The organism is Massilia polaris (assembly GCF_012927275.1).
Taxonomy (GTDB): domain Bacteria; phylum Pseudomonadota; class Gammaproteobacteria; order Burkholderiales; family Burkholderiaceae_D; genus Telluria_A; species Telluria_A polaris.
The window spans coordinates 148,946-166,316 of the sequence record NZ_JABBGG010000006.1; the positions used below are offsets into that span (position 1 = coordinate 148,946).

Consider the following 17,371-nt stretch of genomic DNA (forward strand, 5'->3'; position numbering starts at 1 on the left):
CATGGCCTCGTTCCAGAAATTCAATGACTTCGCCGAACAGGTGCTCAAGGGCGTCCACAATTTCTCGGCACACGCCTTCAAGGTGGCCCTGACGAATACCGCGCCATCGGCTGCCAATGCCGTGCTGGCCGACATCACGCAGATTGCCGCAACTGGTGGCTACGTCGCTGGAGGCTACGCTCTTGATTCCGTCGTGCTGTCGGAAGCTGCTGGTACTGCCAAGGTTGTCATTGCCGACGAGGTTATCACCGCGACCGGCGGTAGCGTGGGCCCGTTCCGGTACGCCGTCGTTTTTAACGACACTGCCACATCACCCGCTGATGCGCTTGTCGGCTTCTACGACTACGGATCGAGCATCACCTTGGCCGATACCGAGAGCCTCACTATTGATTTTGATGCCGCAGCCGGCGTCCTCGCGCTGGCATAACGATGATCGTCGCGTCCACTTTCACCGAAGGCCCGGCGCAGGCCGACGGGCGCATTCCGATTCACGAATTGCACGTTGCCGACGATGGTCGCGAGTTCAAGCGCACGTGGCTGTGGGACGGCACGCTGAACGTCGGCATGGTGCTGGAAGCGGCGGCGGAAGTCTTCACGCAGACGCTGGCCGACCGCAAGGCGGCTTTGCTGGCGGTGGTTGGTATGGAAGTGCCTTACACGAACTACGAGTTCATTGACCGCTTCACGGCGCAGGAATATGCAGATGCCCGTGAGGCGGCAGAAGCCGATATCCATGTGGCTTTCTTTATGAAGAAACTGGATTCGTCCAAGGCGGTCTATATGACCCTAGCACGCCCCGGCATCGCTCGCCTTTTGCAACTCGGGAAGCTGACCACTGAGCGCGCAGCCGTGATCGGAGCCGACTAATGGCTATCAGGTACGTTAAAAGCGGCGCAGCAGGTACTGCTGACGGCAGTTCATGGGCCAATGCCCACCTCACGCTGCTGCCAGCGGCGACGGCAGCAGCGCCGGGCGACACCATCTATGTGTCGCACGCCCACTCGGAATCGCAGAACAGCGCCATGACGCTCACGTTTGCTGGGACTGCCGCAAACCCGGTGTATGTCATTTGCGTCAACGATGGGGCGATGCCACCAACCGCCGTAGCGGAGACCGCCGTGGTGGCGACCGGAACCGGTACGGGTAGTTCGCTGGCCATCTCGGGCTGCATCTACGACTACGGCGTCAACTTCCGGGCCGGGGTAGGCAGCACCAGTGCGACGTCTGGCATGACGCTGAATAACCTGGACGGGCACAAGCAGATTTACGCCAATTGCCTTTTAGAGCTTGGCGGTACGGCCAACGCCCTGATGTCGTTTGGCTCATCGGCTTCGGGCGGCACTGAAACAGTCACCATATTCCAGCAAGCGGAAGTGAAGTTTGCAGCAACCACACAAAGGATGCGTTTCAGCAGCGCCAAATTCCGCTGGACTGGTGGTGGCATCGCTTCGGGAAGTGCCGCAAGTGCCAACCTGATCGCGGCCAGCTGCCAGCAAGTGATCGATGCCGAGTTCCACGGCGTAGACCTGGTCAATCTTGGCACATCGGCCAACCTGATCGAAACGGGCCTGCCTACCAGCGGCCATGTGACGTTCGCCAACTGCAAACTGCCCGCTTCGTGGAACGGCGAATTGGCTGGCGGCGCAGTAGTAAACCCCGGCTTCCGCGCTGAAATGCATAACTGCGACAGCGCAGACACCAATTACCGTCTCAAGACCACGGATTTTACCGGCAGCATCAACACCGACCCGGTGTTCATTAAGTCGGGCGGCACATGGGGCAGCGACACGCCGTTCTCGTTCAAGATGGAAGTCACCAACGCCAGCGTGCGCCCGTACTTCTCGCCGCTGGAATCGCCCGTAATGAACCGCTGGAACACGACGACGGGCAGCGCCATCACCGTGACGGCGGAAATCCTGCACGACAGCGCCACCAACCTGACCGATGCCGATATCTGGCTGGAAGTGCAGTATTTAGGCGCCAGCGGCTATCCTCAAGGAACGTTTATCGAAGACATGAAGGCCGATTTCCTTGCTGCGGCAGCCGACCAGACTGCATCGAGCGCGACATGGGCGACCACCGGTATGACCAATCCGAACAAGCAAAAGCTGTCGGTGACATTCATGCCGCAGGAGGCTGGCTATTTCCATGCGCGGGTATTCCTCGCCAAGCCAAGCGCGATTGTCTACATTGATCCAAATCTACAGGTGAGCTAATGGCGCAACGCCTGATACCGGGCTTCGGCTACGTCGAAGAAACCGGCAGCGGCCCGCGCCTGATACCGGGTGTCGGGTATGTTGACGAGACCGTAGGAGCGCCAGCCGGTTACACACTGTCCGCCGCCACCGGCACATTCACCATCACGGGCAATGCTGCCGGAATGGCTGTCGCGCGCCAGCTCGCCGCTGCACCTGGTTCATTCTCCATCACCGGATCAGCCGCTGGACTGAAGGCTGCGCGCCAGCTCGCGGCCGCCGTCGGCACGTTCGCACTGACTGGTGGCACCACCGGGTTGCGCGCCGCGCGGAAGCTTTCGGCAGCACCGGCATCGTTTGCGCTGACTAGTGGTGTCGCCGGCCTGCGCCCCGCCCGCCGCCTAGTCGCCGCCACCGGCTCGCTCAGCATCACGGGGCATGCGGCCAATCTGACGTACACGCCGGGTGGCAATGTCCTGACCGCGCAGGCCGGCGCATTCACCATCACCGGCAGTGCGACAGCCTTGCGCGCGAGTCGACGTCTGACCGCTGCGCCGGGCAGCTTCTCGATCCTCGCCAACGGCGCGGGGATGGCGATGGGGCGGCGGTTGAGTGCAGGAGCGGGAGGCTTCAGCATCACGGGCGGCGCGGCAGGGCTCAGCGCGGCGCGCCGGCTGACAGTAGGCGTTGGAATCTACGCGCTTACGGGATATGCGGTGGATATGACGTACAGCTCGGGCATCACTTACGCCCGCGCCCCATCCGGCTCAGGCTATTCGCCGCAACGCAATGAAAGTCAGTCGCGGCCAACCAGTGGCGCGCAGTCCCGTCCAGCAGCAACACAGAGGAATAGCCGATGACATCCGAAGTAATTGTCGAGCCTGTCGAAATGGCGGTATCGCTGACTTCCGCGCGAAACGCGGCGCGCGTCAACGGAACTGACCACGACGAGGCTATCGAAATCGAGGTGCGCGCACTTATGATCGAAGCCGAACATTACACCGGCCATGCGCTCATTACGCAAACTCACGAGATCACGCTCGACAGGTTCCCAAAGGCCGACATGGGTAACGGCCCCGGCAGCATTCGAATGCCGCTGGCGCAACTCCAGTCAGTCACAAGCGTCAAGTATTTTGACCTCGATAACATCGAGCAGACGCTTGACCCGGCGGATTACACCATCGACCGAAAAAGCAAGCCAGGGTACATCGTTCCGGCGCCGAATGTCACTTGGCCTGCCACGTATTGCCGGATCAATGCGGTTAGCGTGGTGGCCGTGCATGGATATGGCGATACCGCAGCCAGCGTGCCTGACGGATTCAAGAGCTTCATCCTGGGCCGCATTCAGGAGCATTTCGCCACACCTGGTACTGCTCCATCGCCTTATCTCATCGGGAAGATACATCCGTACAAGGTGTACGGCTGATGGTCGCCCCATTCCGTCGCGACGAAAAGGTGTCGATCCAGCACAACATCGGCGGGGTCGATCCAGACTACGGCACTCCAGTCGAGAACTGGGTAACGCTGCTGGACCGCTACTGGGCCAACGTACAGGACGAGCTTCCAAGCCGCGCCGAGTCGACCTCTAACGGGCTTGACTTGAGCGTTAGGCGCAGCAGGCTTCGAATGCAGGGCGCGGGCGCAGTGACCGGCAAGATGCGCGCCGTTCTGCATAGCCGTGGCGACCTGATTATGCAGATCATCTCCGGGCCAGCGATGCTCGATGACCGAGTGCATTACGAATTCCGATTGGAGGCGTACGGTGGCTGACCAAATCATCAAGGGCGGCAAGGAGTTGGATGCGTTCCTTCGCAGCCTTCCAGTAAAGGTGGAGCGGAATATCATGCGCGCCGCCCTTCGTGCCGGGGCTGCGGTTCTTCGCGATGAAGCCAGGGCGAACGTGCCTGTCGATTCCGGCGCACTCCGCAAAAGCATCAAGGTTTCGACCGGCTTTAAAAAAGGCGTTGTGCGCGCCACAGTGAAAACAGATCCCAAGATCGCCTATTACGCCCACATGGTCGAGTATGGCACGAAGCCCCACCTAATCAAGGTGCAGGATAGCGAGCGCCCGATCAACTGGCGACTGACTGGAAAGCGGAATAAGTTGACGTATATGTCGATGAGGACAATCAACAGGAATGCGCTAAAAATCGGGAATACATTTATCGGGCCGGTTGTGAGCCACCCCGGCGCAAAGCCATCGCCATTTATGCGCCCGTCATTTGACAGCAAGAGTGGCGCAGCGATTGAGGCGGTAACCGCAAAAATCCGCGAACGCCTTACCAAAGAAGGCATCAACGTACCAGCACCGGAGGCAGAATGAAAATCAGAATGACGAAATCAATTCGCGGATCACTCAACGGCGTGACCGTAGACGATCTGGAAGAGGGTCAGGACTACGAAACCGTGAAATCTCCGCTCGGCGAGCGGATGGGGCGCGCGCACATCGCCAATTATGCCGCTGTTGAACTTGACGACGACTGGAATCCGGTTGTGGTCGAAGTGGCCGCGCCGGTCGATGAGCCATCGCCCGAACCCCAAGCGAAGTCGCGCAAGAAATGAACGCGGTTGTTGTGATGCGGTCCCTGCTTCTCGCGCATGCGCCAGTCGCCGCGATTGTCGGCAGCAAGGTATTCGCCGGGAGCGTGCCGCAAGGGACTGCACTTCCCGCAATCGGCATCAAGGAAATCAGTCGCCCAGAGCGGATCACGATCGCGAACGGCGGACCCGCGACGCTAGTTACGGCGCGCATCCAGGTGACGGTGTACGGCACATCATATCCGCAGCAGAAGGCCCTACTGCTGGCCGCAAAGCTCGGGGCTGGCGTCCATACCGGCACGATTGCCGGCGTGGACGTGCGCAGCGTTCTACGCGATACGGTCGGCCCCGATATGGGCGACGAGTCAGTTCCGACGTTCGAGCAGAGCCGTGATTTCAAAGTGACATACATCGAGCCAAATTAAACACTTCCAGATTCACCGCAGCCAGCCTAACCCGCTGGCTTTTTTTTACGCCCATTTCCCAACCTGCCTGCCCACGCGCTCTTGCACGGCAGGTTCTTTTGATCGAAAGGTAACGCCATGACTTATGAAACAGTAGCGAATACCGCCGTGTCCATCTCGGCGTCCCTGCCAGGCTCCCAAACCGCCGGCGCGTTTGCCGCGCTGCCATGGACTCCCGTCGGCGAGTTGACCGACATCGGTAGCGTCCTTGGCCGTGAGTACAACACAGCCACTCACGCCCCTGTCGGTAGCGCCCAGCAGACGGAGAAGAAGGCCAGCTACAAACTGCCGAACGCGGACTTCACCTGCGGATGGGATGAGGCCGATGCTGGTCAGATCATCATCAACGCGGCCGCCAACTCCAATGCCATCTATTCGTTCAAGATGGTCAAGCAGAGCGGCGCCATTCGCTACTTCACCGCGCAAGTGATGAAGATGGTCGAGAACAACGGTACGGTTGACAACGTGGTGCAGGGCGCTTTCACTCTGCTGCGCCAAACCGACACCATCAAGGCATAAGGGGAAATCATGGCTACCCTCAATGCAAGCATCACGCTCTCGCTCGGGGCCACTCTGGTCAATGCGCTCGATTTGGGTGACGTGACGCAGAACGTCAATAACGCCAGCAACTTCGCCCTCACTGACGGCACCGGCGCTAATCAGGCCAAGTCGCTGTTCTCCGACACGCGCACGCTGGCCGCCAGTGGAACGGAAAACCTCGACCTGGCCGCGACGCTGATCGATGCCTTCGGCGCCGCGATCACCTTCACCAAGATCAAGGCGCTGATCATCAAGGCTTCGGCTGCGAACACGAATGATGTTGTGGTAGGCGGTCACGCCACCGCAGCGTGTTTCTCGTTCTTCGGCGCGGCGACGCACACGCTGAAGGTCAAGCCGGGCGGCATGATCGCCCTGGTCGCTCCGGACGCGAACGGCTACCCCGTCACCGCGACCACCGCCGACATGCTGACGGTAACGAACAGCGCTGGCGGCACCGGCGTCACCTACGACGTAATCATCATCGGCGTCGCGTAATCCCTCACGGCCATCCGGCCAACCCCAGCACCGGCTGGTCGCTGTCGCCTTCGTGGGCGCGGCGGCTGGCACGGGCTAATCACACAAGCCAAATCATGAATCAAAAAATACCGCTGATTACGGCAGGTCGCCTCAGAGAGCTTTTCATATATGACGAGGCAACAGGATTTTTCATCTGGCGCAAGACGTGCGGTGCGCGAGCTAAGGCAGGGGCGATTGCGGGACATAAGAGTAGTCGCGAGTACATTCAGATGAGGCTCGACGGTCGGAACTACAAAGGCCATCGTCTCGCTTGGCTTTATGTTCATGGTGAGTGGCCCTCTGATCAAATTGATCACATAAACGGCGTCAAAAGTGATAACCGAATCGCTAATCTGCGCGATGTCTCCTGCAATATTAATCACCAAAACCTTAGACAAGCGTGCGTGCGTAGCAGCACGGGCCTGCTTGGCGTTATTCCTGATAAAAACCGCTGGCGCGCACGAATCGACGCCAACAAAAAGACCTACCGACTCGGGTCTTTTAACTCGCCGGAGTTGGCGCACGCGGCTTACATCGAAGCGAAGCGCAGGCTTCATGAAGGCTGCACCATCTAAATTTTTACATCAATCCACTCAGCACCCCTCTGGCAACAGCCAATCACCCACGACTAGGAACTCACCATGACCGACCAAATCAACGCAGCAGTATTCAACGTAGCCGACTTCGAAGCAATCGACACCGCATGGCTGGAAGTCGAGAACAAGAAGGGCGACGCGCCATTGCTGTTCAACGGCCAGCCCGTCCGCATCGAAGTGCGCAGCCCCGGCACCAAAGAGGCGATGGACGCTCAGCACCGGATCGACACGGCTGCCACCATCAAGACCTATGCGGCGATGCGCGGCAAGCACGCGAAGGAAACGGTCGAGGGCAACATCGCCCAGCGAGCCGAGAAGTTGTCGGCTGTTACCACGCAAATCGAGAACTTCCCAATCTCGGCTAAAGACCTGTACTCGAATCCGAAGCTCGGCTACATCACTGAGCAAGTCGTCAAGTTCCACATCGGCTGGGAAAATTTCTAAAAGTCGCTGGCGATGAATTAAGCATCTATGTCCGGCACGGCGCATGGCTCGGTACCGCGCCGGACAAGCATGAATCCGACAAGTCAAAAGGCCCGTCCATAACGCGGCTTCAGAGGATGAAGGATTCCGCCCGCGACGACGAATTTGAGCCGGACATGCCGCCGCCTGGCGATGCCGAGTACCTGCTTAAACACTTCTGGCAAGTAGGTCCGACGTTGGGCGACGAATCAATCAACAACACAGAGTTGCGGAACTACCAGGAAAACGAGGGTATCACCTTGTCGCCATGGGAGTGCAAGACCCTCCGGCGACTGTCCATTGAATACCTGAACGAGTCGCACAAGGCCACTAAGCGCGATTGCCCGCCGCCGTTTGCCGACTCGACCGATGCCGCAAGGCTCAAGCAGGCGGAGATTCTGCGGAATCTCGACACGTTCCTAGGTTAGACCGAAGCGCCCGGCAATTTGCTGGGCGTTTTCATTTTCAAATAAGGCATCCCATGATCGCTGGTTCCATTGAGCTGCAACTTTTCGCCTCCGTTGCGCGCCTCCAAAAGGACATGGACCAAGCGCGCCAGACGGTATCGCAAGCGACCGAGAGCATGGCGCGGGCCGCGAACATCGCAAAGACTGCACTCGGCGCTATAGCTGGCGCGCTGTCTGTTGGCGCGTTCGCTGGCATGGTCAGGGGTGTCATTGACGCCGCAGACAATTTAAACGACCTGAGCAAGAGCACAAAGATCGCGGTAGCTGATCTGGCTGGCCTCAAGCTGGCGGCGATGCAGTCGGGCGGTGATTTGGCCGGCGCTGCCGACTCGATTAACAAGCTCGCAATGAACATGGGGAAGAACGCCGAGAAATATGCGCGTCTTGGCGTGACTGCAAAAGAGCCGCTTGAGGCATTCAAGCAGCTGGCGGATGTGTTCTCTGCCATTGATGATCCGCAGACTCGCGCGGCATTAGGAGCGGCGACGCTTGGGAAGTCATGGGCGTCGGCTGCGCCACTCTTATCCGAAGGTGGGGCGAAAATCGGGGAGATGATCGCCAAGGGCAAGGCGATGTCGGGCGCGACCCAGGAAATGGCCGATAAGGCCGACGAGTTCAACGACAGCCTTGCAGATCTGAATATCACCGTCGGTGGGTTTAAGACGAAGCTGGTTAGCGACATGCTTCCTGGGTTGAATCAAGTATCGAGCGCCATGAAGACCGCCTACGAGGAATCTGGCCTGCTGCAATCGATTTGGGTAGGCCTGGGCGCACTTGGCGCGCTCACCTTTACGAATGAATTTGCCAGTGACACCAAGAAAATCCGCGACCTGCGAGCGGAACTTGAGGTGCTTGAGAATTACCAGTTAAACGCGAAAGAGTCAGTCCCGATCCTCGGCTATCTGCTTTGGGGTAGTGAGGGGGCCTGGGATAGTGAGATTGCGGATAAAAAGCGCGATATCGAAACACTCCTTGCTGGAATCAAAGCTCAGGGAGAGGCGCGTGCTGTGGCTGCCAAGGCTGAATCCGAGAAGCGCGCTGATGATGCTAAGGCTGCAGACGCGCGGCGAAAAGCTGAAGCGTTCTTGAACGACCAAGAAAGCGAGCGGAAGGCCGCAGCGAAAAAAGCTGCCGCAGAATATGCCGCGTCCGTCAAGGCGGCCGAGAGCTTCATCCAAGCGATGAAGATCGAGGGATCGCAGCTAGGCCTGAACGCCGGACAGATGCGAATGATGAACGCCGCGCGTGAGGCCGCCAAGGCGCCAACCCTTTCTCTTCGCATGCAAATCATGAGTGAGGCGCTGGCGCTCGATATCGCCACCGAGGCGTGGGAAGCAAAGGCGCAGGCCGAGAAGCTGGCGGCCGAGGCTGCGGACTCATCCAATGGCGGCGTCAACGAGATCACAGCGCAGACTGCCGCGCTGATCCTCAAGGTCAAGACATACGGCATGCTGCCAGAGGCGATCACGGCGGTCCAGATCGCGGAATTGGAAGCTGCCAAGCAGTCTCTCGTCCTGACTGATGCTGGTATTGCCGATATCCAGCGACGGATCGACGCGCTAAAGGGCCTCGCCGCCGCGCAAGCGGCTGATACCGCGCAAGATATGGGGCTTGATGTCACTCAAGCCAAAGAACTGCTCGACATTCTGGTAGCGGTCGACAACGCCACGAAATCCGCTGCCGATGGAATGGCCGAATCCTTCGGGCGCGTCGGCTCCGCAATCGGCGGACTGACGACCGCGCTATCCGGTTACGCCGTGCAGCAGCAGGCCATCACGGCCCAACTGGCGGCAGACAAAGCTAACCCGAAGAATGCCGGCAATGTCGACAAGATCGCCAAGCTTGAGATTGCAGCCGCGCACGCGAGCGCCCAAGCAAAGGTACGCTCGTACGGCGACATGGCCAGCGCCGCCAAGGGATTCTTCAAAGAGAACACGACTGGCTACAAAGTCATGGAAGGCGCCGAGAAAGCATTCCGTGCTGCCGAGATGGCGATGGCTATCGAGACGATGCTGACGAAAAGCGGCCTCACGACGGCATTCACCAGCCTGTTTGTTGCGAGCAAGGCGACCGAGGTTACCGCTGAAACGACGAAGACTGGCGTATCGAGCGGCTTGGCCGCGACCGAAGCGAGCGCCTGGGGCATTACGGCTGTCGTCAAGGCGCTAGCGTCGCTGCCGTTCCCAGCCAACCTTGCCGCCGGCGCTGCAACGCTGGCCGCAGTCGTCGCAATCGGCGCCAAGCTGATCGGAGGCATCGGCGGGAGCGGCTCGGGTGGCGGCATGTCCGCTGCTGACGCGCAGAAGAAGCAAGGCACTGGCGGCGTGTTTGGCGACAAGGACGCCAAGACTGATTCGATCATGAAGTCGCTGGAGATGCTTGAATCGCACTCCGACGACCTGCTCCCGATCAATCGCGGCATGCTGTCTGCCCTCCGCAATATCGAAGCGTCAATGAAGGGCTTGACCAATCTCTTGATCCGCACGCCTGGTGTTGTCGACGGCACGAACATGGGCATCGCCGAAGGCTCAACCGCTAACCCTGGCATTCGCGGGTTCCTGGGAAAGTTGAACGACATCGAGCCTATCTCGCGCTTCCTGAACAATCTGTGGGGGAAGACTAAGACCAGCATTATCGACTCCGGCGTACAGTACGGCGGCAACATTCGTGACCTGCAAAAAGGTGATGGCTACAGCCAGTACGCGAGCGTGGATACCACGAAGTCGAGTTGGTTCGGACTGAGTAAGAAAACCAGCAACTCGGTCGAGACTCAGGGCCTGAGCGACGAGTTGTCCGCGCAGTTCGGCTTGATCTTCACGAACCTGGAAGGCGCCTTGACCAGCGCTGCAGTTGGCATGGGAATGGGCGCGGCCCAAGTTGCGAGTGTGCTGGACAAGCTTGTGATCGACACCACCCGCATTTCGCTCAAGGGCTTGACCGGGCAGGATCTGACCGACGCACTCAACGGGGTTATCTCCAAGACCATGGATGATATGGCGGCGGCCGTATTCCCGGAGATGGACAAGTTCCGCCAGGTGGGCGAGGGCTACGCTGAGACCGTGATCCGGATTGCGTCCAACTATGCCACGCTCGACGCCGCGCTGAATTCTATCGGCATGACGTTCGGACAGGTCGGCGTCGGCAGCCTGGCCGCGCGCGAGCATCTGATCATGCTGTCCGGTGGAATCGACAAACTGGCAGAGCAGACTTCCAGCTTTGCCGAAAACTTCCTGACCGAAGCCGAGCGCTTGGCGCCAGTGCAAAAACACGTCACGGAACAACTCGCCGCGATGGGCCTTGCAAACATCAAGACGCGCGATGATTTCAAGGCTGCGGTGCTCGGCTTGCAAGAAGGCGGAATGTTGGCGACTAAGGCAGGCGCAGAGACCTTCGCCGGACTGATGGCTTTGGAGTCGGCGTTCGCAGCGGTGACGACTGCCATCGAGGATGCAAGCAAATCAATCGCGAACATCGCATCCGAGCGCAAGTCGCTGCAAGAAGAATACGACAGCCTCACCATGACCTCGACCCAGTTGCTCATCAAGCAGCGTGACGCGCTGGACCAGTCCAACCGCGCGCTGTTCGATGAGATCCAGGCGATCAAGAACCACACGTCCGCTGTCGAGTACCTGAAAGAGGCTCAAGCCAACCTGCTCAGCGCCGCTGATACCGCATTCGGCGTGCTGCAAAAGGCCGTCGACCGCGAGAAGTCCGCAAAGGCGGCGGCGCACGCAATCGAGATGAAGGCAATTCAGACACGCATCGACGCGTCAGGCAAGGCGCTGGCTAGTGCTAAATCCCTGTCCGATGCACTGAGCGGCGCACTGGGCAGCATGAAGCTTCAAGGCACGGATGCCTCCGACCGTGCAAGCGCCCAAGCGCAGATCAGTACCGCCCTGGCGATCGCTCGTTCTAGCGGCGCCCTGCCATCTGCCGACAGCCTCAAGGGCGCGCTTTCTGTGGTCGGCAAAGACGCTTCGAGCATGTTCGCCACGATTCAGGACTACCAGCGCGACTTTTACCAGACGCAGAACGACGTGGCTGCGCTCGGCGCGCTGGCGGATGTAGCGCTATCGGTCGAAGAGAAAACGCTCGCCGCCCTGATCGCGCAGAAAGACGCCTCTCAACTGGTCCACGAAGCCGAGATCACTCGCCTTGACGCCATCGTGACCGGCGCTCAGGCGCAGCTCGACGTACTCAAGGGGATCAAAGACATCCTCAGTGTGGAGCAGGCCGAGAAGGCATTCAAGGCAGCGGCTGGCATGGCTGCGCCTGCGCCTAGCCCAGTCTCGCCAGGCATGGCCGCCGTGCAGGCTTATGTCGATCAATACGGCGGGGATGCCTACATCCAGAGCGCTGGCACCACGTTGCTCGATTCGAAGCAGCACGCTGTTGCCAGCGTCGGCGCCGCGCTAGGCCTCACGGGCGACAAGGCGTGGGAGTTCACGGGCCACACCGAGGCGTACTGGGTCGAGGTGCAGCGTCAACTTGACGCCGGGATGCACCCGACAACGTCATCTATCAAGGGATTTGCCAATGGCGGCGATCACATGGGCGGGCTGCGATGGGTTGGCGAGCTTAGCCCAGAGCTTGAGGCGACCGGAGCATCGCGCATTCACAGCACACGGGACTTGATGGATAGCCTGCGCAATCCATCCAACAACAACGAAGTGCTGGTCGCGGCGGTCGAGCGCCTTACTGCCGAAGTCGAGCAACTTCGCAAGGACAACAGCGAAGAGAACCGCTCCATTGCTGGAAGTACGAAGCGGGTGGCTGACGGGCTGGAGGTTGCAACTGACGGCTTCAGCGCGATGCGCACCAAGGAGCAACCATGAGCGCCGCCGATTTCCGCTTGATCAGGCCAGTTGCGATCACCGACACCACGCTGACAAGTTGCACGGTTCCGGAGGCGATTGTCGCCATTTACGTCGCCGGCACAACGTACGCAGCGGGTGACATTCGTGGCGTGGCAACTGGCACTTCGCAGATCGTCTACCAGTCGCTGCAAGCTGCGAACTTGGGCCACACGCCCGCCAGCTCGCCCACCTGGTGGAAGGTGCTCGGCACGGTCTACGCGGCTTATGCGGGCGGCACTACCTACGCGCTCAATGACATCGTGTCTGACCTCGCGGCGCATAAGCTTTACAAATCGCTCGCTGGCGGAAACCTAGGCAACGCGCTGACTGATGCAACCAAGTGGCTTCCGCTCGGCTCAACGACGCGCTGGAAAATGTTCGACAAGGCGGTGAACAGCCAGACGACGGCGCCCGACACCTTCAGCACCGTCGTAACGCTCGGCGAGCTGGCGAACACGCTGACCCTGATCAATGTCGAGGCCGCCACGGTGACTGTCGAGCAGTCGGTCAGTGGCTACAGCCGGACAAAAAGCCTAGTCAAGCATGACGTGCTGAACTGGTACGACTTCTATTACGAAGAGCCGATTCGCTCTGGCGATGTAGTCTTCGATGATATTCCGCCCTATGCCGCATCCACCTTGACCGTCACCGCCGACAACACCGGTGGGACTGCCGCCATTGGCTGCTGCTTCTTCGGCAAGTCGCGCACGATAGGGCAAACGCAGTGGGAGCTAACGGGCGGGATTCTCAGCTACTCCACGACCAGCACCGACACGCTCGGCAACACGACGATGGTCAAGCGCGCGAACGCCAAGCACCTCAATTTCGACGTGAAGATTCCCGATGGCTTCGAGTCCGAGGCGTTCCGTCTGCTCACGCTCTACACCGATGTCGAAATCGTCGTCATCGGCTCAACCGACTACTCCATGACGATCTCCTACGGCTTTCTCGACCAGTGGAGCGTCCCTATTTCCAATAGCGGCAAGACCGCGCCAATCTCATTCCGAGGGCTTATCTGATGACAATTACCCAAGTGATTACCGCATTGCCCGCCGTGCCAGATCCGGCAACGGATACGCCAGCAACATTCAGTGCGAAGGCGGCGGCTTCAGTGCTTGCACAGAAGGCGATGACGCCCGAGTTGAATACTTGGGCGACGCAGGCGAATGCGCTCGCCGTGGAGGTTGGCGCCGACGCTGATGCCGCCGCCGACCAGGCCGCGCTTGCAGTGTCTTCAGCTGCTGCTGCAGTATCCGCATCAACGGCGGCGCTGTGGGTCACGGGAACGACATACGCGCTTGGTGTAACTGTTATCGCGCCGTCGAACATGCAAGGGTACCGAAAAAAAACGGCGTCAAGTGTCAGCTCTATCGACCCGGCGAGCGATGCTACCAACTGGACGATTGTCGGCATGTATGGTGTAAAGGGCGCGAACATTGCGTCAGCGGCGACAGTCAACCTGTCTACCGCGACCGGCGACTATATCCACATCACCGGCACGACGACGATCACGACAATCACGATTCCTATTGGCGCTGAGCGCACCGTGATTTTCGATGGCGCTTTGACGCTCACGCACGGCGCTGCATTGCTGCTCCCTGGGGCCGCAAACATCGTGACGGCTGCCAATGACCGCATGATCGTGCGTGGCGATACGACTGGCGCGATAGTCACCAGTTACACAAAATCCACTGGCGCGGCAACTGCAGGAACACCTTATCTGCACGTTCGCGAGGAGCAGGCAAGCGGAACGAACGGCGGAACCTCGGTTGCTGCCGACATCACGCAAACACGGGTCTTGAACACCGTAAAGACAAACACGATTGGCGCGTCATTGGCCTCGAACACCATAACCTTATTGGCAGGGACTTATCAATGTCGAATCCGAGTTCCTTCCTACAGCACCAACACAACCAAAGCATTTCTCTATAACTCATCAGACGCGTCATACATATTCGTCGGTTCGAACAGCTATCCAGCAGCATCTGGGGCTTGTTGTGATTCCTTCATCGTCGGTCAATTCACGCTGGCTACAACCAAGAACTTGACGGTCCGCCACTGGACAGGGGCGGCCTTCACCAATGGCCTTGGCGTTGCAACGTCCATATCTGGGCAGATAGAGGTTTACACCGAAGCAGAATTTTGGAAGGTCGCATAATGGAATACGTCACTTACAACGAGGCCGGCGCACTGACCGGCGGTTTCAGCCAAGAGCTCCACGCGAGCCATGAGGCGGCGCACATCGAGGTCACCGCCGAGCAGCGGCATAACTGGACGGCGTATCAGGCCAATGCGGCGCGTGATGGCGTCGAGCTGGCACCAGTTGTCACGCCGCCGCCTGTGGTGCCGCAGCAGGTCGCCATGTGGCAGGCCCGCGAAATCCTGATCGATGATGGGCTGCTGGATGACGTTTATGCCTACTTTGAAACGATCACTGACCCGGTGGCAAAGCGCAAGGCGATATCGAAGTTTGACACGTCAAACACGGTGCAGCGCAATGACCCTCTTGTGCTGTACGTGATCCCGCTGATGGGGAAATCCGAAGCCGAAATTGACCAGATGTTTGTTCGGGCAGCGGAGCTATGACCTTCCGCGCCGCCTTCTACCGTGGCACGCGCCCCGGCGTCGCCGGTATCTATAACCGTCTGGTGCGCTGGTGGACTCGCTCGGAGTATTCGCACGTTGAGCTTGTTTTCTCGACTGGCCATTCGGCATCGGCGTCGTTTGAAGATAAGGGCGTGCGCTTCAAGGTGATCGACTTCGACCCGGCGCATTGGGACTTTATCGACCTGCCGAGACACCTTGAGGCGCGTGCATTCCTCTGGTTCGAAAAGCATCGCGGCCTAAAGTACGACTCGCTCGGCAACCTCCACTTCATTGTGAGCCCGGTCGGACACGACAAGCGCCGATGGTTCTGCTCGGAGGCTGTCGCCGCCGCGCTGGGCATTCCGGACCCTTGGCGATATACCCCGGCCACACTGGCGTCAACCCTCCGTGCACTCACCAAACCCGCTTCGGCGGGTTTTTCTTTGTAAGGCTCCAATGACAGACCCAACGCAGCGCGAGCTAACCGAGGCGCGGATCAATATCGCCCGCCTTCAAGAGCAAGTCACCCATCTGACGCAAGGCATGGACGACCTGCAGAAGAGTAATGCGCAACTGACGGCGAAGCTTGACCAGGTGCTGCTTGCGCTCTCTGAGGCTCGCGGCGGGTGGAAAACATTGATGCTTGTCGGCGGGGCGGCGACTACATTCGGCGGCTTCGTCACGTGGGCAGTTGGACATTTCTCGAAAGGATAACCATGCAACTCGTAGAAGACTGGCAAGCGGTACTCAAGAAGGCGTGGAGCGTCAAATTCAATATCGCCGCAACCCTGTTCGGCGCGGCTGAAGTCGTTGTCGCGCTTGTGCAGCCAGCGGGCATCCCGAACGGCGTGTTCGCGGGCTTGGCTGGCCTGACCACGACCGCTGCTGTCGTCGCGCGCGTGCTGGCGCAGAAGGAGTTGAGTGATGGCGCTGACAAGTAAGCAGAGGATCGCCGCTGCAACTGCGCTGGCGACGGCGATTGCGATTCCGGCAGAAGGGCTTCGTCAATTCGCGTACTTCGACCCGCCCGGCATTTTGACCGTGTGTTACGGCCATACGGGCGCGGACGTACAGAAGGGGCGCAGGTACAGCCTGAGTGAGTGTGACGCGCTTCTGTCCGAGGATATGCGCAAAGCCATGGACTACGTGAATCGGTGCGTCCCAGGGCTTCCGGTGCCGATCCTCGCAGCGTTTGGCGACGCAACATATAACCTTGGCCCGGTCGTATCGTGCGATACGCGCAACTCCAAGGCAGCGCGCGAACTGCGAGCCGGGAACTACGAGGCGGCGTGCAATCAGTTGGTTCGATGGGATAAGGCGCGTGTTCTCGGCGTCATGATCACATTGCCGGGCCTGACGAAACGCCGCACGAAAGAGCGCGACCTGTGCCTGACGGGGCTGGCATGAACATCCTAACCACAGCAACCAGTGCTCTCGGCGGCGGAATCTGGAAGATCGGCGCAAGCGCGCTGGCCATCCTATCGCTGGCCGCATGCGCTTATCTCGGCCACGGCTGGTACATGGCGGCAGATGACCGTGACGAAGCGATTGTCGAGCGCGACGCACAGAAGGCGCTGGCAGACGGATACCAGACCGCGATCCGCGAGCAGAACCGGGCGACCGAAGCACTTGCGACGCAGAAGGCGAGCGCGGAGCAACGCGGCAAAGCGGCAATGGATCTCGCTGCGGCCAACGGGCGGCGCTTCGATGATGTGCTGGCGCGGACCAAGGGCGCGAAGGCGACGACCTGCGCCGAGGCTATGCCGGTAGTGAATGACATCTTGGAGGCGATCAAATGAAGCTATTCCTTAACAAGACGCGGCGCTGGATCTCGTCCGAAATGGCCGCAAACCCGCATGGGTGCTCACTCTTGCGGTGGCGCGCAACGCTGCCTTTTGCCCTGTTGCTGGCCGGTTGTGCCACCAAGCCCGTCACGCAAGAGGTCAAGATTCCAGTCTACGTGCCATGCGTGTCCGCGATGCCTGTCAAGCCGACGTTTGAAGTGCTGATGCTCGGCTCGGGCGCCAGCGATGGCGAAAAGGTGCTGGCCATCGCGCGCGACACGCCGCTGCACTTTAGGTATGAGGGAATGTTAGAAGCAGCGCTCGCCGGGTGCCTGTGAGTGGAGTTTGGGCAAGCGTCAGGTCCTTT

The 17,371-nt window shown here is 59.7% G+C and carries 24 protein-coding genes; all 24 read left to right on the forward strand.

Translation table 11 applies throughout. The features are described from left to right. The first annotated feature begins 1 nt into the window (after position 1). The 24 genes from HHL21_RS12200 (at position 2) to HHL21_RS12315 (ending at position 17,342) form a co-directional block, all read left to right on the forward strand. Positions 2 to 427 (forward strand): hypothetical protein, encoded by a 426-nt coding sequence (locus HHL21_RS12200; RefSeq protein ID WP_169466163.1) that lies wholly within the window; start codon positions 2 to 4, stop codon positions 425 to 427. A 2-nt stretch (positions 428 to 429) separates the two neighbouring features. Then, positions 430 to 867, forward strand: a complete 438-nt coding sequence (locus HHL21_RS12205) for a hypothetical protein (protein WP_169466165.1) — start codon at positions 430 to 432, stop codon at positions 865 to 867. Then, the gene (locus HHL21_RS12210; RefSeq protein ID WP_169466167.1) at positions 867 to 2,216 is read left to right on the forward strand and encodes a hypothetical protein; all 1,350 of its coding nucleotides are present in this window, start codon (positions 867 to 869) and stop codon (positions 2,214 to 2,216) included. The genes HHL21_RS12205 and HHL21_RS12210 overlap by 1 nt, the downstream gene beginning before the upstream one ends. Further along, on the forward strand, positions 2,216 to 3,055 hold the full coding sequence (locus tag HHL21_RS12215; RefSeq protein WP_169466169.1) for a hypothetical protein: 840 nt from the start codon (positions 2,216 to 2,218) through the stop codon (positions 3,053 to 3,055). Before HHL21_RS12210 ends, HHL21_RS12215 begins: the two co-directional genes overlap by 1 nt. Next, positions 3,052 to 3,621: a head-tail connector protein gene (locus HHL21_RS12220; RefSeq protein WP_169466171.1), complete on the forward strand. Its 570-nt coding sequence runs from the start codon at positions 3,052 to 3,054 to the stop codon at positions 3,619 to 3,621. Before HHL21_RS12215 ends, HHL21_RS12220 begins: the two co-directional genes overlap by 4 nt. Further along, entirely contained in the window at positions 3,621 to 3,965 is a 345-nt protein-coding gene (locus HHL21_RS12225) for a phage head completion protein (RefSeq protein ID WP_169466173.1), read from the forward strand. Before HHL21_RS12220 ends, HHL21_RS12225 begins: the two co-directional genes overlap by 1 nt. Continuing rightward, a complete protein-coding gene (locus tag HHL21_RS12230; protein ID WP_169466175.1) occupies positions 3,958 to 4,518 on the forward strand; it encodes an HK97-gp10 family putative phage morphogenesis protein in 561 nt (186 codons plus the stop codon). Before HHL21_RS12225 ends, HHL21_RS12230 begins: the two co-directional genes overlap by 8 nt. Beyond that, complete coding sequence (locus HHL21_RS12235) at positions 4,515 to 4,757, forward strand: hypothetical protein (RefSeq protein WP_169466177.1); 243 nt, start codon at positions 4,515 to 4,517, stop codon at positions 4,755 to 4,757. The genes HHL21_RS12230 and HHL21_RS12235 overlap by 4 nt, the downstream gene beginning before the upstream one ends. Continuing rightward, on the forward strand, positions 4,754 to 5,158 hold the full coding sequence (gp17, locus tag HHL21_RS12240; protein WP_169466179.1) for a tail completion protein gp17: 405 nt from the start codon (positions 4,754 to 4,756) through the stop codon (positions 5,156 to 5,158). The genes HHL21_RS12235 and gp17 overlap by 4 nt, the downstream gene beginning before the upstream one ends. Positions 5,159 to 5,275: 117 nt before the next feature. Beyond that, the gene (locus HHL21_RS12245) at positions 5,276 to 5,716 is read left to right on the forward strand and encodes a hypothetical protein (protein WP_169466181.1); all 441 of its coding nucleotides are present in this window, start codon (positions 5,276 to 5,278) and stop codon (positions 5,714 to 5,716) included. A 9-nt stretch (positions 5,717 to 5,725) separates the two neighbouring features. Continuing rightward, positions 5,726 to 6,232 (forward strand): hypothetical protein, encoded by a 507-nt coding sequence (locus HHL21_RS12250; RefSeq protein ID WP_169466183.1) that lies wholly within the window; start codon positions 5,726 to 5,728, stop codon positions 6,230 to 6,232. A gap of 95 nt (positions 6,233 to 6,327) precedes the next feature. After that, positions 6,328 to 6,828, forward strand: a complete 501-nt coding sequence (locus HHL21_RS12255; RefSeq protein WP_169466185.1) for an HNH endonuclease — start codon at positions 6,328 to 6,330, stop codon at positions 6,826 to 6,828. 66 nt (positions 6,829 to 6,894) lie between these two features. Beyond that, entirely contained in the window at positions 6,895 to 7,293 is a 399-nt protein-coding gene (locus HHL21_RS12260) for a hypothetical protein (RefSeq protein WP_169466187.1), read from the forward strand. Positions 7,294 to 7,409: 116 nt separating this feature from the next. Continuing rightward, on the forward strand, positions 7,410 to 7,739 hold the full coding sequence (locus HHL21_RS12265) for a hypothetical protein (RefSeq protein ID WP_169466189.1): 330 nt from the start codon (positions 7,410 to 7,412) through the stop codon (positions 7,737 to 7,739). A gap of 53 nt (positions 7,740 to 7,792) precedes the next feature. Beyond that, positions 7,793 to 12,613, forward strand: coding sequence for a hypothetical protein (locus tag HHL21_RS12270; RefSeq protein WP_169466191.1), 4,821 nt, complete (start codon positions 7,793 to 7,795; stop codon positions 12,611 to 12,613). Further along, entirely contained in the window at positions 12,610 to 13,653 is a 1,044-nt protein-coding gene (locus HHL21_RS12275) for a hypothetical protein (RefSeq protein WP_169466193.1), read from the forward strand. Before HHL21_RS12270 ends, HHL21_RS12275 begins: the two co-directional genes overlap by 4 nt. After that, a complete protein-coding gene (locus HHL21_RS12280) occupies positions 13,653 to 14,792 on the forward strand; it encodes a hypothetical protein (RefSeq protein WP_169466195.1) in 1,140 nt (379 codons plus the stop codon). Before HHL21_RS12275 ends, HHL21_RS12280 begins: the two co-directional genes overlap by 1 nt. Next, on the forward strand, positions 14,792 to 15,220 hold the full coding sequence (locus HHL21_RS12285) for a hypothetical protein (protein ID WP_169466197.1): 429 nt from the start codon (positions 14,792 to 14,794) through the stop codon (positions 15,218 to 15,220). Before HHL21_RS12280 ends, HHL21_RS12285 begins: the two co-directional genes overlap by 1 nt. Further along, the gene (locus tag HHL21_RS12290; RefSeq protein ID WP_169466199.1) at positions 15,217 to 15,669 is read left to right on the forward strand and encodes a hypothetical protein; all 453 of its coding nucleotides are present in this window, start codon (positions 15,217 to 15,219) and stop codon (positions 15,667 to 15,669) included. Before HHL21_RS12285 ends, HHL21_RS12290 begins: the two co-directional genes overlap by 4 nt. Positions 15,670 to 15,676: 7 nt before the next feature. Next, a complete protein-coding gene (locus tag HHL21_RS12295) occupies positions 15,677 to 15,934 on the forward strand; it encodes a hypothetical protein (RefSeq protein ID WP_169466200.1) in 258 nt (85 codons plus the stop codon). A 2-nt stretch (positions 15,935 to 15,936) separates the two neighbouring features. Further along, positions 15,937 to 16,161, forward strand: coding sequence for a DUF7940 domain-containing protein (locus HHL21_RS12300; protein WP_169466202.1), 225 nt, complete (start codon positions 15,937 to 15,939; stop codon positions 16,159 to 16,161). Then, a complete protein-coding gene (locus tag HHL21_RS12305) occupies positions 16,145 to 16,627 on the forward strand; it encodes a lysozyme (protein WP_169466204.1) in 483 nt (160 codons plus the stop codon). Before HHL21_RS12300 ends, HHL21_RS12305 begins: the two co-directional genes overlap by 17 nt. Then, positions 16,624 to 17,019 carry a hypothetical protein gene (locus HHL21_RS12310; RefSeq protein WP_169466206.1) on the forward strand — a complete coding sequence of 132 codons (396 nt, stop codon included), beginning with the start codon at positions 16,624 to 16,626 and terminating at the stop codon, positions 17,017 to 17,019. The genes HHL21_RS12305 and HHL21_RS12310 overlap by 4 nt, the downstream gene beginning before the upstream one ends. Next, the gene (locus HHL21_RS12315; RefSeq protein ID WP_229496354.1) at positions 17,016 to 17,342 is read left to right on the forward strand and encodes a hypothetical protein; all 327 of its coding nucleotides are present in this window, start codon (positions 17,016 to 17,018) and stop codon (positions 17,340 to 17,342) included. Before HHL21_RS12310 ends, HHL21_RS12315 begins: the two co-directional genes overlap by 4 nt. Positions 17,343 to 17,371: the final 29 nt, after the last annotated feature.